Raw genomic sequence first — 14,304 nt, 5'->3', positions numbered from 1 at the left:
CTTTAAAGGGTAATGACGTTGCCGGGTTCGAATGCCGCATCACTGCTGCCGACACGGTTGACCAGCGGCGCGCCGAATTCAGCCTGGGTAATCTCGAACACATCGCCTTGCTGGGTACGTATACCGTCGGCAAATGACAGCGTGGCGGTGCCGAAGAAGTGGATGTGCACATCGCCGGGCTTGAGGAACTGGCGGTATTTGAAGTGGTGGTATTCGAGGTTTTCCAGGCTGTGGCACATATTGGCCTCGCCGCTGAGGAATTCGTTCCGCCAGATTTCTTCGCCGTTACGCAGGATGCGACTGGTGCCTGCCAGGTGCTGGGGCAACTCGCCCACGCGCAATTCCGGCCCGTAGCTGCAACTGCGCAGTTTGGAATGGGCCAGGTACAGGTAGTTCTTGCGTTCCATCACATGGTCGGAGAATTCGTTACCCACCGCAAATCCCACACGGTAGGGCTTGCTGTCCGGGCCGATCACGTAGAGGCCACCGATTTCCGGCTCTTCGCCGGCGTCTTCGGCAAACGGCGGTACCGGGAACGCGGCGCCGGGGCGCACGACGGTGCTGCCGTCGCCTTTATAGAACCACTCCGGTTGCACGCCCGCCTGCCCGGCGGCTGGCTTGCCGCCTTCAACGCCCCATTTGAAGATGCGCATGGTGTCGGTCAGGGCGGTGTCGTCGCCGGCCTGGTGCATTTTGTCTCGCGCCGAGGCGCTGCCCAGGTGGGTCAGGCCGGTGCCGCTGATCAGCATATGGGCCGGGTCCGGGTGGTCCAGTGGCGGCAGCACCTTGAGTTCGGCCAGCAGCGCGGCGTAGTCGTGGCTGTCGCCCAGGCCAAGGCTGTTCACCTGTTGCTCCAGGCCGACACCGGCTTCGATGGCGGCCAGGGCCAATTCACGCACGCTGCGCGCCGCCTGAACTTCGCGCAGCTGTGTGCCTTCCACTACGCCGACGCGGCGTTCGCCGTTGGGCAACTCGAACTGAACTAAACGCATGCCATTTCTCCTGAATTAAGTACGTGTGGCGCCACGGGCACTGGCGGCGAATTGGTCGGCGGGCAGCACATGCTTGCGTTCCAGCAGGCGGTAGACCACCAGGGTCAGCACCAGCCCGAACAGCATCACACCGGATAGAAAGTACAAGCCCGACGCCAGGTTGCCGGTGTATTCCTTGAGCGCACCGATCACGAACGGGCCGATGTAGCCACCGAGGTTGCCCACCGAATTGATCAACGCGATACCGGCCGCCGCACTGGCACCGGCGAAGAAGCGCCCCGGCAAGGTCCAGAACACCGCCGTGCAGGAAAACATCGCGAACGCCGCCAGGCACAGCGCCGCCATCTGCAGCACCGGCACACTGAGCCAGGCGCTGAAGAACAGGCCGATGGCGCCCAGTACATAGAGCACGGCGAGGTGGCCGTAACGGTCATTCAAACGGTCGGAACTGCGCGGGATGATCAGCAGGCCGATGATGCCGAAGATGTAAGGCACGGCGGAGATGAAGCCGGTGGTGAGGTCACTGCCGCCAAATTGCTTGATCAAGGTCGGCAGCCACAGGCCCAGGCCGTAGATGCTCAAGGTCACCGGCAGGTAGAACAGCGCCAGCAGCAACACGCGCTTGTCCTTGAGCGCATGCAGCGGGTTGCCGTGGCGGGTCTGGCCGTAAGCTTGCAGGTCTTTGTTGAGCTCACCGGTGAGCCAGGCCTTTTCTTCCTCGCTCATCCACTTGACTTGTTTAGGGCCGTCCGGCAGGTAGCGCAGCACCGGCCAGGTGAGCAGGATCGCCGGGGTGCCGATCACGATGAACAGCCACTGCCAGCCGTGCAGGCCCAGGGTGCCGTCCATGCCCAGCAAGCCGCCGGACACGGGCCCGGTGATCATCATCGCGATTGGTTGGGAGAGGATGAACAGCCCGAGGATCTTGCCGCGATGGCGCACCGGGAACCATTGGGTGATGTAGTACAGCACGCCCGGAAAGAATCCGGCCTCGGCCGCGCCGAGCAGAAAGCGCATCACATAGAAGCTGTGCGGCCCTTGTACGAAAGCCATGCCGATGGTGATGGTGCCCCAGGTGATCATGATGCGCGCGAACCAGCGCCGCGCGCCAAAACGGTCGAGCATCAGGTTGCTGGGAATCTCGAACAGGAAGTAGCCAATGAAGAACAACCCCGCGCCCAGGCCATAGGCCGCATCGCCGATGCCGACGTCGGCGCCCATGTGCAGCTTGGCGAAGCCCACGGCGGAGCGGTCCACGTAGGCAATCAGGTACAGCAGGATCAGGAAGGGAATCAGTTTCAGCGTGATGCGCCGAATAAGCCGCAGTTCCTGGCTCATGGGGTCGATCTCCGATTGTTGTTTTTATAGAAGCTCGGGGGACGCCTCTCGCGAAAATCCGCCAGGGTCATACCTCAGTTGAGAAAGACTATATAGTAGGACTATTTGCAAAACAACTCTTCCAAAGCTTCGATTTTGCGCTTATGTTTAACCACGCTCAGAACATATAGTCATACAATAAGAGAATCGATCATGTCTGATAAAAAGCCCGGCCTACGCTCCGCCCAGTGGTTCGGTACTGCCGACAAGAACGGCTTCATGTACCGCAGCTGGATGAAGAACCAGGGCATTGCCGACCATCAGTTCCATGGCAAGCCGATCATCGGCATCTGCAACACTTGGTCGGAGCTGACCCCGTGCAACGCGCACTTTCGCCAGATCGCCGAGCACGTCAAACGCGGTGTGATCGAAGCCGGTGGCTTCCCGGTGGAATTTCCGGTGTTCTCCAACGGCGAATCCAACCTGCGCCCTACCGCTATGCTGACGCGCAACCTGGCGAGCATGGACGTGGAAGAAGCGATTCGCGGTAACCCGATCGATGGCGTGGTGCTGCTCACCGGCTGCGACAAAACCACCCCGGCCCTGCTGATGGGCGCCGCCAGTTGTGATGTGCCGGCCATCGTCGTCACCGGCGGGCCGATGCTCAACGGCAAGCACAAGGGCCAGGACATCGGCTCGGGCACGGTGGTGTGGCAGCTCAGCGAACAGGTCAAGGCCGGCACCATTACCCTGGATGATTTCCTCGCGGCCGAAGGCGGCATGTCGCGTTCGGCGGGAACCTGCAACACCATGGGCACCGCGTCGACCATGGCCTGCATGGCCGAGGCATTGGGCACCTCCCTGCCCCACAACGCGGCGATTCCGGCAGTGGATGCGCGGCGTTATGTGCTGGCGCACATGTCGGGCATGCGAGCGGTAGAGATGGTGCGCGAAGACTTGAAACTGTCAAAGATCCTCACCAAGGAAGCCTTCGAAAACGCGATCCGGGTGAACGCGGCCATCGGCGGTTCGACCAATGCGGTGATCCACTTGAAAGCCATCGCCGGGCGCATCGGCGTCGAGCTGGACCTGGACGACTGGACCCGCATCGGGCGTGGCATGCCGACTATCGTCGACCTGCAACCCTCGGGGCGCTTCCTTATGGAAGAGTTCTACTATGCCGGCGGCCTGCCTGCCGTATTGCGCCGCCTGGGCGAAGCCAACCTGATCCCGCACCCGAATGCCTTGACCGTCAACGGCAAAACGTTGGGCGAGAACACCAAGGACTCACCGATCTACGGCCAGGACGAAGTGATCCGCACCCTCGACAACCCGATCCGCGCCGACGGCGGCATCTGCGTATTGCGCGGCAACCTGGCGCCGCTGGGTGCGGTGCTCAAACCGTCTGCCGCCAGCGCCGAGCTGATGCAACACCGTGGCCGCGCAGTGGTGTTCGAAAACTTCGACATGTACAAGGCGCGCATCAATGACCCCGAGCTGGACGTGGACGCCAACTCGATCCTGGTCATGAAAAACTGCGGGCCCAAGGGTTACCCAGGCATGGCCGAAGTCGGCAACATGGGCCTGCCGGCCAAATTGCTGGCCCAGGGCGTGACCGACATGGTGCGGATTTCCGATGCGCGCATGAGCGGTACCGCGTATGGCACGGTGGTGCTGCATGTGGCGCCGGAAGCCGCAGCGGGCGGGCCGTTGGCGGCCGTGCAGGAAGGTGACTGGATCGAACTCGACTGCGCCAATGGGCGCTTGCACCTGGACATTCCCGACGCCGAATTGGCGTCGCGCATGGCCGACCTGGTGCCGCCCGAGAAGCTCATCGTCGGCGGCTATCGCCAGCTGTACATCGACCATGTGCTGCAGGCCGACCAGGGTTGCGACTTCGACTTCCTGGTGGGCTGCCGTGGCGCCGAAGTCCCACGGCATTCCCACTAATTGGGATGCTATGATGCGGCGAATTTAAGCCAGAGCCTGCCCGTCGTTATGGATCACCAGCCGCCCAAGCCGCGCAAGAGCATGCATGCCCAGATCGTTCAGGACTTGGGCATGCACATCGTTTCCGGGCGCTTCAAGCCGGAAGAAAGACTGCCCATGGAAGCCACGCTGTGCGAGGAATACAAGGTCAGCCGTTCGGTGTTGCGCGAGGCGACACGGGTGCTCAGCGCCAAGGGCCTGGTGTATTCCAAGCCTCGGGTGGGCGCTGTGGTGCGGCCGCGCTTGAAGTGGCACCTGCTCGACCCGGACGTGCTGTCCTGGTTGATGCAGTCCACGCCCCACAGCGAGTTTTTCAACACCCTGGCCGGGGTGCGGCGCATCCTCGAACCGGAAATCGCCGCCATGGCCGCGACCACCGCCACCGATGAAGACATCGCCACCATCGAAAAGGCCTATGTGGGCATGGAAACCGCGAAAACCCACGAAGACCTGTTGCAGGCCGACCTGGACTTCCACCGCGCCATTGCCGACGCCACCCGCAACGATCTGCTCGCCTATATGTGCAACATGCTCTCTTTGCCGTTGCGCGAGTCGATCAACATCACCAACCGCCGCCCGGATATCCAGGGCCTGAGCCTGCCCCGGCACAAGGCGATCCTCACCGCGATCAAAAACCGCGACGCACTGGGCGCGCGGCATGCATCGTTGGTGCAGTTGGATGACACGCGGGTGGCGTTGGATACGGTGATGAATGTGTTGACGCCGTTGTAGCCTCTCAAGGGATAAATGGGATCAAATGTGGGAGGGGGCTTGCCCCCGATTGCAGTGTGTCAGTCTCAATATTTTTGACTGATACACCGCTATCGGGAGCAAGCCCCCTCCCACATTTGGAACTGTGTACGGCGTCAGAGGGTGTAGGAGATTCCGACCTGCACCGTGCGCGGTGCGCCGGGGTAGGCATATACGTTGCCGAACGCACCTTCTTCATACTCGCGGTTGAACAGGTTTTTCACGTCCAGGTTCAGGCGTACCTGTTCGTTGACCTTGTAATAGCCCAGCAGGTCGACCACGGTGTAGGCGTCCATCGAGAAGGCGGTATTGGCGGTCTGCCCGGCGCGCTGGTCGACGTATTTGCCGCCCACACCGAGGCCCAGGCCCTTGAGGGCGCCGTCCTGGAACTCATAGACGTTGAGCAGGCTGAAGCTGTTGCGCGGGATGTTCAACAAGCGCGTGCCGGAGCGGATGCTGTTGTCCTTGGTGACTTCGGCATCCACGTAGGCATAGCCGCCGATCATGCGCCACTCAGGCGTGAGGTTGCCCGCGACGTTAAGGTCAAAGCCTCGGCTGCGCACTTCACCTGCGGCGACGCTGAACGTGTTGATTACCGGGTCGGTGGTCAGTACGTTTTTCTTGTCGATCTGATAGATCGAAGCGTCAACGCTCAGTTGGCGGTCCAAGGCTTCCCACTTGATCCCCATCTCATAGGACTTGCCTTTCTCCGGCGCGAAGCCGCCGCCTTCGCGTGCCGCACCGGTGTTCGGCTTGAACGAACGCGCGGCGTCGGCATACACCGCGACGGTATCGGTGAGGTCGTAGATCACACCCACACGTGGGGTGACGGCGTTTTCTGCGCTCTGGAAGGGGTTCACGCCGGGCACATAACTTTCGTAGTCATGTTCAAACCTTTCGAAACGTGCACCGGCCAGGACTTTCAAGCGCTCGGTCAGGGCCACCTGGTCCTGCACGAAGGCCGCGTAGGTCTTGAGGTTTTCCTTGTCATGCGTCGGCGTGCGCGTCAGCGGCGGGCGCGCCTGGCCGTAGACCGGGTTGAAAATATCGATCGGGTACGTGCCCGAGGCGGCGCTGGAGCGCTGGATGATCGACTTATAGTCGTAGTCTTCGTACTCAATGCCGGTCAGCAAGGTGTGCTCGAAACCGCCGGTGGAGAAATGCCCGGTCAGGTTGAGCTGATAGTCCTTGTCGGTCCATTCCAGCTTGCGGTAGTTGAAGTTGCGTTGCAGGGTGCGGCCATCGGCACCCAGGCCGTTAGCCTCGATTGCGTTGCCCTTCAATGTCCCATCCAACCACTGGAAACCGCCGCCCAACGTCCAGTTGTCATTGAGCGCATGCTCGAAACGCAACTGCGCCATGTCGTTGTCGTTATGCAGCTTGCCTACGTCCTTGTCGCCCCAGAACGTCTCGCGCGACGGCGTGCCGCGCTGATTCGGGTAGCGCGTCAGGCCACGGTCCAATGGGGCATTGTTGCGCATGAAGTCGCCTTCGAAAATCACCTTGGTGTCATCGCTGGCCTGCCAGGTGAGCACCGGCGTCACGCCGTAGCGTTCGGTCTCGACGTGATCGCGGAAGGTGTCGCCGCCCTCGCCCACCACGTTCAGGCGATAGGCCAGGCGGCCTGCTTCGTCCAGCGGGCCGGAGGCATCCAGGGTGCCGCGCTTCATGCCTTGGTCATTGACTTGGCTGCCCAAGGTGACGCTGCGTTCGGCCAGCGGCTGCTTGGACACCACGTTGAACGTGCCACCGGGGTCGCCACGGCCGTAGAGCATGGTCGCCGGGCCGCGCAACACCTCGAGGCGCTCGATGGTATTGGCATCCGGCATGTTCGGGTAACCGCGATTGATCGGGAAACCGTTGCGGTAGAACTCACCGGTGGTAAAGCCACGCACGGTGAAGGTGGTCAGGCCCTGGCCACCGAAGTTGTTGGCGCGGCCGACCCCACCGGCATAATCAAGGGCATCCTGCAGGCGCGTTGCGCCGATGTCTTCGACCACATCCCTGGACACCACGCTGATGGACTGCGGGGTTTCATGAATCGAGGTGTCGGTGCGCGTCGCACTGGCTGATCGCGTGGCGTGGTAGCCCTGCACCGGGCCCTGGGCTGACTCGAAATCCGCCGTGGCGGTCACATTGGTTGCTTGCAGCTCGATACCGGCTTTTTCAGTCGGGGCTTCTTCTGCCCAGGTAAAAGGGGAAAACGCCTGAAGCACACAGATGGAAATCAGGGTACGACGCATGGATGTTGAACCTAGTGAATGAGCCAGATGGGGCGGCAAACCTGCCAAGAATTCGCCGCGCATCATATATCAACGCATTCGCGTTTGACATCCATTCTCATTTGTTATTTTTCGCGTATCGCCTCTGTATCCAGTGACTCGGTATTCCTGATGTCTGAAAACCAAATGTGGGAGGGGGCTTGCCCCCGATGGCGGTGGATCAACCAGACAATCTGGTACTGACCCACCGCCATCGGGAGCAAGCCCCCTCCCACAGTTTTACCAAGTCGCTACGCAGTCGCTAACTCAGCGATAACGTTCCAACCAATGCGCATAAGGCGCCGGCAAGGTCCAGGACGACTTGTCCACGCCCAGTTCCTTGGCCGCAAAGTACGCCCAATGCGGATCAGCCAGGTGCGCGCGGCCCACGGAGACCAGGTCAAGATGCCCGGCCTGCAGCGCGCTTTCGGCCAGTTGCGGGGTACCAAAGCCCCACGCCGACGTCACCGGAATACCGGCTTCACGGCGCACACGTTCGGCAATCGGGCCCATGAACGCCGGGCCCCACGGAATGTTGGTGTCGGGAATGGTGAACCCGACGCTGACGCTGAGCAGGTCCAGGCCACCGGCCTTGAACCGGCGGGCCAGTTCGATGGACTCGGTGAGGGTCTGCTCATCACGGCCGTCGTACTCGATCACGCCGAAGCGGGCGGTGAGCGGCAGGTTTTCCGGCCAGACTTCACGCACGGCGGCCAGGGTTTCCAGGAGGAAGCGGCTGCGGTTGTCGAAGCTGCCACCGTAGGCGTCGGTACGCTGGTTGGAGTGTTCGGAGAAAAAGCTCTGGCCCAGGTAACCATGGGCGAAGTGCAGCTCGATCCATTCAAAACCGGCGTCACGGGCACGACGGGCGGCGTCGACGAAGTCTTGCTGGACGCGGGCGATGTCGTCCAGGGTCATGGCACGCGGTACGTTGGGCAGGTTCGCGCCGAACGCAATGGCCGACGGGGCGATGGTTTCCCAGCTGCGGGCATCGGAGGCCGGGATGTGGTCGTCGCCTTCCCATGGACGGTTGGCGCTGGCTTTGCGACCGGCGTGGGCAATCTGGATACCGGGTACGGAACCTGCGGCCTTGATCGCCTTGACCATCGGCACGAACGCCTCGGCATGGGCATCGCTCCAGATACCGGCGCAGCCCGGGGTGATACGCCCCTCCGGCGCGACGGCAGTGGCCTCGACCACCAGCAGGCCGGCACCGCCACGGGCCATGCCGGCCAGGTGCACGTGGTGCCAGTCATTGACCATGCCGTCGTCGGCCATGTATTGGCACATCGGAGGGATGGCAATGCGATTGCGCAAGGTAACGTCTTTGAGTTTGAACGGTTCGAACAAAGCGGACATCAGATACTCCGGATAAGCGTGCGTGATTCGATAGTTCGATGGTAATCGAACTATGGTATTCAACGCTACCCCCCTGTTATGATCCGCGCCATGCGAGCCTTCAAACACCCTACCCCGCAAGAGCTGACACTTGAGCGCGTGCTCTACGCCCTCAGCGACCCCGTGCGTCTGGAAATCGTGCGCTGCCTGGCCGGCGTGCCCGAAGCCACATGTGGCGAACTGGACGGCGGGCGCCCCAAATCGAGCATGTCCCACCACTTCAGGGTGTTACGCGATGCGGGCCTGGTGAACACCCGCAATGTCGGCACCACCCACATGAACTCGTTGCGTCGCGAAGAGCTCGAAGGCCGCTTCCCCGGCTTGCTGGCGAGTGTGCTTGCCCAGCGCTGAACACCGGCCCCTGCGCTTCAGGCCGTAACCGACCGCAGCGGCGCGCCATCCAGATGCACACAGTCCTTGCCGTTGCGCTTGGCGCCATACAGGTTTTTGTCGGCTAACTTGAGCACTGTCGACAATTCGTCACCTGCCGAAAAGCGCGCCATGCCGGCACTGCACGTGTAGTTGTGCGGCGGGGCGACGCTGCAGCGGATCGCCTGCAACAAATCCAGCACAAACTCGCCGGCCAGCGCCGAGTCATCGCCCTGCAACAACACGCCGAACTCTTCCCCACCGATGCGTCCAAAGCTGTGGCTGCCTTTGGCGTTTTTCAGGCAGAGCGCCATGGCGCGCAAAATCTTATCGCCGACGTCGTGGCCGTACAGGTCGTTCTTGGCCTTGAAACTGTCGATATCCAACATGATGAAGTAGCCGCCCTGGCCGCTGTCGAGCAACTTTTCGAAGCTTTGCATGAACGCGCGTCGGTTGAGGATAGAGGTCAGGTAATCGGTCTCGGCCAATGCGCGAAACTCACTTTCCACCAGCAGCACCGAACGCAGGTTCTTCAAGTATGAGTAACTCAGGATGAAACCGATCGACACCGACGACGCGCAAAATATCAGCAGATAACTTTGGGTTGCGGCATAGAGTTCGGCCTGCATCGGCGACCACAGGATAAGCCAGACCGACAGGGCGCCGACCAGATAATCCTGGACACTGATAAACAGGATCGCGCTGCCGACAACCAGGGTGACGGCCAGGGGCAAGCCGTAGATACGCAATGGCGGATTCAAGTGAATGATGTAGGCAAACCCCACCGACAACAGCACGATATAGCTCACCCCCAGCAACCGCCACAACAGGAAGTTCGTCGTCAGTGAATGAACACGGCACACAACTAACAGGCCGAGGGTGACGCTCAACACATACGGGTCGAACATCATCGCCTGGATCAAGCCGATACCAATCCAGGCAACGATGCCTATCCATTCGGCTTGCGTTACCGCAGGCGACAGCAACCGGCGCATCCTGGGCCTTAACTTCAAGTGAGCAGGCATCCCTACGCTCCCATTTCAATAGCATGCAGGCCAACCGCAAATGAAAAGGCCATGAACCGCTTTACCAGGCTGACAAAGGGCGGCAGAACTTCCAGCCGGGTCTTGGAGTGCGCTTTGAAATAGCCTTTTTCCACGCCCTCCTGCACCATTCGAATAATGTGGGTCTTGGACACCGAAAGTTGCTTGGCCAATGCCAGATACGAAGATGACCTGAACGTTGCCCGATCATTTTCCGGCGCAAAGGCATCGTTATAAATGGCCAACATCAACAGGTGCCCGGCGTCTCTTTTCACCAGCCAGTAACACTCGGGCAGCAATACATCGACCGTGAGGTCGGCGTCGAGAATGATGGCAAACCCCCTGAAGTAAAGGGCCAGGAAACCGCGGTCATCCAACTCGCGCAATTGTTGAAAAATCGCCCTCTCGGGGTACAGCCGCGCCAACGACTCCGTGAGTGAGGTCAACATCAGGCGCGCTTCACGGCAGGCTTCGTCCGAGGGCGCATACACCCTGAAGCGACTGTCTTCGGGGTGCGGCGCAACCTCCATGAAGCCCAGCGCACGAAACAACAGAAAGATCGATTCCAGGCTGTTTTTCGAACAATACCTGCGCGTCACGCACAGGTTTTTAACTTCGGACAACAACGGCAGCGGTGTGGCGAAGTACTCGCTCAATAACGCAAACGACACCATCAAACGGCTGTATTTAAGTGCACTCTTATAGAAAAACGGTCGTCTGGAATAGGGCACGAGCAGCACGTGGTAATGCGCTCTCAAGCACGATTCAAAATCCCTATGACGTTCGAGCGCTTGCGCGGTATTACACATAGCCGACTTCAACGAACTGACATGCATGAAAGAGCCCTGATCATCCAACTTGATTCCACTGATCTCAGCTACGAAATCCCTGCAGCCCGGCCCCAAAACAAATCACGTGGTAAACCCTGCGGTTAATGGCTTTTTGCCTCGGCGCAATGTACAGCGATTGCCGCGCCAGACGACATCAGTACCAAAGTTGTTCCAGATTTCCCGAACCGGGTCCCGTCAGGCGAACCTTCACCCGTCTACGGCGTCGTAACCTGGCACTGTTGCCAACCGCACGCCGCGAGGTTCTCGTTTGAAAGCTGCCCTTCTCAAGAAATACCGCCTGATCATCAAGACCATGGGCTATGTGGGCTGGGCCCTGTTCTGGCTGTTGCTGTGGGATATCGCCGTCACGGTGGATTTCATGCTGTTCCTCAACTCCAAGATCAACCTGCCGCTGATGCCCCTGACCTTGCTGGGTTCGGCACTGGTGGTGCTGATCAGTTTCCGTAACAGCAGCGCCTACAACCGCTGGTGGGAAGCGCGCACCTTATGGGGCTCGATGGTCAACAACTCGCGCAGCTTCGCGCGCCAGGTACTGACCCTGCTGGACGATCCCGACAGCGAAGTGAACCCGATCAAATCCACGCTGTTGCGCCGTCATGTGGCCTATGTGAATTGCCTGGCCGCGCACCTCAAGGGCGAGCCCTGCCCGGAGGAAGTGCGCGCGTTCATCCCTGACGCGGAATTCGCCCGCAATGGCGCCACCAACAACTTCGCCAACGACATTCTCACCGGCTCGGCCGCCTTGCTGGCCCGGGAATACAAGGCCGGTCACCTGGACAGCATCCGCCTGGCGCGGCTGGAGTCGACGCTGGTGGACCTGTCCAATGCCCAGGGCGGCATGGAGCGGATCGCCAACACGCCGCTGCCCTACCCTTACGTGTATTTTCCACGTCTGTTCATCTCGCTGTTCTGCCTGATCGTGCCCGTGGGCCTGGTGGAATCCCTCGGCTGGTTCACCCCGCTGGCCTCCACAGTGGTGGGCTTCATGCTGCTGGCCATCGAGCGCATCGGCACCGACCTGCAAAGCCCGTTTCGCTCCAGTGAACATCAGATTCAAATGGAAGCGATCTGCGAAACCATCGAGAAGAACCTGCAGTCGATGCGCCGTGACGCCCTGGCCGGTGACCAGATCGGCTGATTGCCCCCCTCCCCTCAAGTGCCGCCGCCCTCGGTCGATATATCGAGGGTAAGCATGACCATGTCCTCATAAAACGCATGCGACGCACAGCACGACCGTTTTCTCCCTTGCCAAAACTATAAATACCCGCGGGTGAAGTCATGAATATCAAGCAGAAGCTGACATGGGCGTTTGCGGCCATCGCGTGCCTCCCGGTCGTCCTGGTCGCGATGATCGTGGTGCTGAATGTGCGCGAAGGCGCCCTCGCCAACTTTCTCGACAGCAGCGGCCGCGAAATCCGCCAGATCGACAATGGCATGAAGCAGTTTTTCGACGGCATCAGCCAGAACGTCGAGTACGTGGCCAAGGACCCGCGCGTTATCGCGGCCAAGGACCTCAAGAGCTACGCCAGCGCGGACGCCGCGCAAATCCCGCTCACACCGACCAACACCGAACTGCTGGCGATTTTCGACCAATTCGCCAAAAGCCATCCCAGCACTGCCTACCTGTCCCTGGGCCTGCGCGACGGCGGCTACGCCAGCTGGCCGGACGACACCAAACTGACCAACTACGACCCACGCGTGCGCCCCTGGTACCAGGCGGCCATTGCTGCGCCGGGCAAGACCGTGCGCACCGGTGCCTATTACTGGGCACCGGACGATGTGGTGCTGATCGGTACCGTGCATACCGTCGCCGACACCACTGGCAATATCCTTGGCGTGGTCGGCCTGGACGTGTCGCTCAAGCAGCTCACCGAACTGGTGCGCACCATCAAGCTGGGCGACAGCGGCTACCTGATGCTGGTGGAGGCCGACGGAAACGTGCTGGTGGATCCCAGCGATGCCAAGCATAACTTCAAGCCCCTGGCCAGCTTGGGGCCGAACTACGCCGAACTGGCCAAGGACGGTGATGGGGTGACCGAGGTGAACATCGACGGCGTGGCCTACATGGCCAACGTGGTCAGTTCCAAAGACCTGGGCTGGCGCTTTATCGGCCTGATCAAGCGTGACGAAGTGATGGCCGGCGCCACCCGCCTGACGTGGTTGATCGCTGCCATCGCCGCCGTCCTGGCGCTGGTGTTCGCCATCGTCGGCGCCAGTTTCGCCCGCGTGATCGTGCGCCCGATTCGCGGCGTGGCCGACGGCCTGCAGGAAATTGCCGAAGGTGAAGGCGACCTCACGCGCCAGCTCAAGGTGCAGGGCAAGGACGAAACCGCCAGCCTGGCCGGTTGGTTCAACCAGTTCCTGAGCATGATCGCCCAGCTGGTGCAGCGCATCGGCAACGCATCCTCAGACCTGCAAACCGCCGCCGCCGACACCCGTGAAGTCGCGCACAACATGAACCAGGCCGCCGGCCGCCAACGCGAAGCCGTGGAACTGGTGAGCACCGCCTTCAACGAAATGGTGGCCACCGCCAATGAAGTGGCGCGCTCGTGCAGCGCCGCCGCGTCGAGTGCCGACGAAGGCTATCGCGACGTACACAACGGCCAGCAGCACATCGGCGAAGCCACCGGCAGCGTGCTCAAGCTCAGCGAAGACCTGCAGAAATCCACGCAGACCATGCAGTTGCTCGAACAAGACAGCCAGAACATCAACGCCATCCTCGATACCATCCGCTCGATTGCCGAACAGACCAACCTGCTGGCGCTCAACGCTGCGATTGAAGCCGCACGCGCCGGCGATCAGGGCCGAGGGTTCGCCGTGGTCGCCGACGAAGTCCGCGCCCTCGCCCGCCGCACCGCCGACTCCACCGGCGAGATCGACAGCCTGCTGGGCAATCTTGCCCGCCGCACCAAGGAAGTCACCCAGCAAATGCAAAGCAGCCTGCAGGGGTCGCACACCAGCGTGGAACGCATCCAGCAGGCCCGCGACAGCTTTGACAAGATTCGCGGTTCGGTGGACTCGATTCGCGACCAGAACACCCAGATCGCCACCGCCGCCGAAGAGCAGCACCAAGTGGCCGAAGAGATCAACCGGCACATCGCACAGATTCATGCCGATGCGCAGTTGGTTGAAGAGTTTGCGCATACGGCGCAGAGCGGGTCGGGGCGTTTGACCGACATTTCCGGTCAGCTCAACGGGCTGGTGGGCCGCTTCAAGTTCTGACGTCCTCTCCCAAGACAGGCGGTGAGCCCTTCACCGCCTGATCGCTGCATAACCCCCCTCCTCAACAAACCCACGCACGCTTGCCTGGGATCTTGCCGCACGCCTATTGCGC

10 protein-coding genes and 2 pseudogenes are annotated in these 14,304 nt (G+C 61.1%); 6 read left to right on the top strand and 6 right to left on the bottom strand.

Annotation, left to right across the window (positions count from 1 at the left end; genetic code table 11):
- Positions 1–2: 2 nt before the first annotated feature.
- Together araD1 and C4J86_RS11165 are read right to left on the bottom strand one after the other, a co-directional pair.
- Entirely contained in the window at positions 3–992 is a 990-nt protein-coding gene (gene araD1 / locus C4J86_RS11170) for an AraD1 family protein (protein WP_124370417.1), read from the bottom strand.
- Positions 993–1,007: 15 nt separating this feature from the next.
- Entirely contained in the window at positions 1,008–2,330 is a 1,323-nt protein-coding gene (locus C4J86_RS11165; RefSeq protein WP_124362470.1) for an MFS transporter, read from the bottom strand.
- 192 nt (positions 2,331–2,522) lie between these two features.
- Here C4J86_RS11165 and C4J86_RS11160 point away from each other — a divergent pair, with 192 nt between their 5' ends.
- Together C4J86_RS11160 and C4J86_RS11155 are read left to right on the top strand one after the other, a co-directional pair.
- Entirely contained in the window at positions 2,523–4,259 is a 1,737-nt protein-coding gene (locus C4J86_RS11160) for an IlvD/Edd family dehydratase (protein WP_124370416.1), read from the top strand.
- A gap of 48 nt (positions 4,260–4,307) precedes the next feature.
- Complete coding sequence (locus C4J86_RS11155) at positions 4,308–5,030, top strand: FadR/GntR family transcriptional regulator (RefSeq protein ID WP_124362468.1); 723 nt, start codon at positions 4,308–4,310, stop codon at positions 5,028–5,030.
- Positions 5,031–5,164: 134 nt separating this feature from the next.
- Here the strand turns inward: C4J86_RS11155 and C4J86_RS11150 are convergent, their stop codons facing one another.
- The gene (locus C4J86_RS11150) at positions 5,165–7,291 is read right to left on the bottom strand and encodes a TonB-dependent siderophore receptor (RefSeq protein ID WP_124370415.1); all 2,127 of its coding nucleotides are present in this window, start codon (positions 7,289–7,291) and stop codon (positions 5,165–5,167) included.
- Positions 7,292–7,576: 285 nt separating this feature from the next.
- Positions 7,577–8,668, bottom strand: a complete 1,092-nt coding sequence (locus tag C4J86_RS11145; protein WP_124370414.1) for an NADH:flavin oxidoreductase/NADH oxidase — start codon at positions 8,666–8,668, stop codon at positions 7,577–7,579.
- 90 nt (positions 8,669–8,758) lie between these two features.
- Here C4J86_RS11145 and C4J86_RS11140 point away from each other — a divergent pair, with 90 nt between their 5' ends.
- A complete protein-coding gene (locus tag C4J86_RS11140) occupies positions 8,759–9,058 on the top strand; it encodes a helix-turn-helix transcriptional regulator (RefSeq protein WP_124370413.1) in 300 nt (99 codons plus the stop codon).
- A gap of 17 nt (positions 9,059–9,075) precedes the next feature.
- Here C4J86_RS11140 and C4J86_RS11135 read toward each other — a convergent pair whose 3' ends face one another.
- A complete protein-coding gene (locus C4J86_RS11135; RefSeq protein ID WP_124370412.1) occupies positions 9,076–10,101 on the bottom strand; it encodes a GGDEF domain-containing protein in 1,026 nt (341 codons plus the stop codon).
- Positions 10,102–10,103: 2 nt separating this feature from the next.
- Positions 10,104–10,955: a hypothetical protein gene (locus C4J86_RS11130; RefSeq protein ID WP_177412775.1), complete on the bottom strand. Its 852-nt coding sequence runs from the start codon at positions 10,953–10,955 to the stop codon at positions 10,104–10,106.
- Between the two features lie 262 nt (positions 10,956–11,217).
- Between C4J86_RS11130 and C4J86_RS11125 the strand changes: the two genes are divergently transcribed.
- The 3 genes and pseudogenes from C4J86_RS11125 to C4J86_RS27360 form a co-directional block, all read left to right on the top strand.
- A complete protein-coding gene (locus C4J86_RS11125; protein WP_124362462.1) occupies positions 11,218–12,108 on the top strand; it encodes a bestrophin family protein in 891 nt (296 codons plus the stop codon).
- Positions 12,109–12,248: 140 nt separating this feature from the next.
- Positions 12,249–13,328: pseudogene (locus C4J86_RS27365) on the top strand (cache domain-containing protein); the annotation flags it as partial.
- 327 nt (positions 13,329–13,655) lie between these two features.
- Positions 13,656–14,192 (top strand): annotated as a pseudogene (locus C4J86_RS27360) (methyl-accepting chemotaxis protein); the annotation flags it as partial.
- Positions 14,193–14,304: the final 112 nt, after the last annotated feature.

The organism is Pseudomonas sp. R2-7-07, from assembly GCF_003852355.1.
Lineage (GTDB): Bacteria > Pseudomonadota > Gammaproteobacteria > Pseudomonadales > Pseudomonadaceae > Aquipseudomonas.
This window is presented reverse-complemented; position numbering and strand designations above follow the sequence as displayed.

Coding starts and splice junctions, on each gene's coding strand:
- araD1 (WP_124370417.1), bottom strand. CDS start 992: ATGCGTTTAGTTCAGTTCGAGTTGCCCAACGGCGAACGCCGCGTCGGC.
- C4J86_RS11165 (WP_124362470.1), bottom strand. CDS start 2,330: ATGAGCCAGGAACTGCGGCTTATTCGGCGCATCACGCTGAAACTGATT.
- C4J86_RS11160 (WP_124370416.1), top strand. CDS start 2,523: ATGTCTGATAAAAAGCCCGGCCTACGCTCCGCCCAGTGGTTCGGTACT.
- C4J86_RS11155 (WP_124362468.1), top strand. CDS start 4,308: ATGGATCACCAGCCGCCCAAGCCGCGCAAGAGCATGCATGCCCAGATC.
- C4J86_RS11150 (WP_124370415.1), bottom strand. CDS start 7,291: ATGCGTCGTACCCTGATTTCCATCTGTGTGCTTCAGGCGTTTTCCCCT.
- C4J86_RS11145 (WP_124370414.1), bottom strand. CDS start 8,668: ATGTCCGCTTTGTTCGAACCGTTCAAACTCAAAGACGTTACCTTGCGC.
- C4J86_RS11140 (WP_124370413.1), top strand. CDS start 8,759: ATGCGAGCCTTCAAACACCCTACCCCGCAAGAGCTGACACTTGAGCGC.
- C4J86_RS11135 (WP_124370412.1), bottom strand. CDS start 10,101: ATGCCTGCTCACTTGAAGTTAAGGCCCAGGATGCGCCGGTTGCTGTCG.
- C4J86_RS11130 (WP_177412775.1), bottom strand. CDS start 10,955: ATGCATGTCAGTTCGTTGAAGTCGGCTATGTGTAATACCGCGCAAGCG.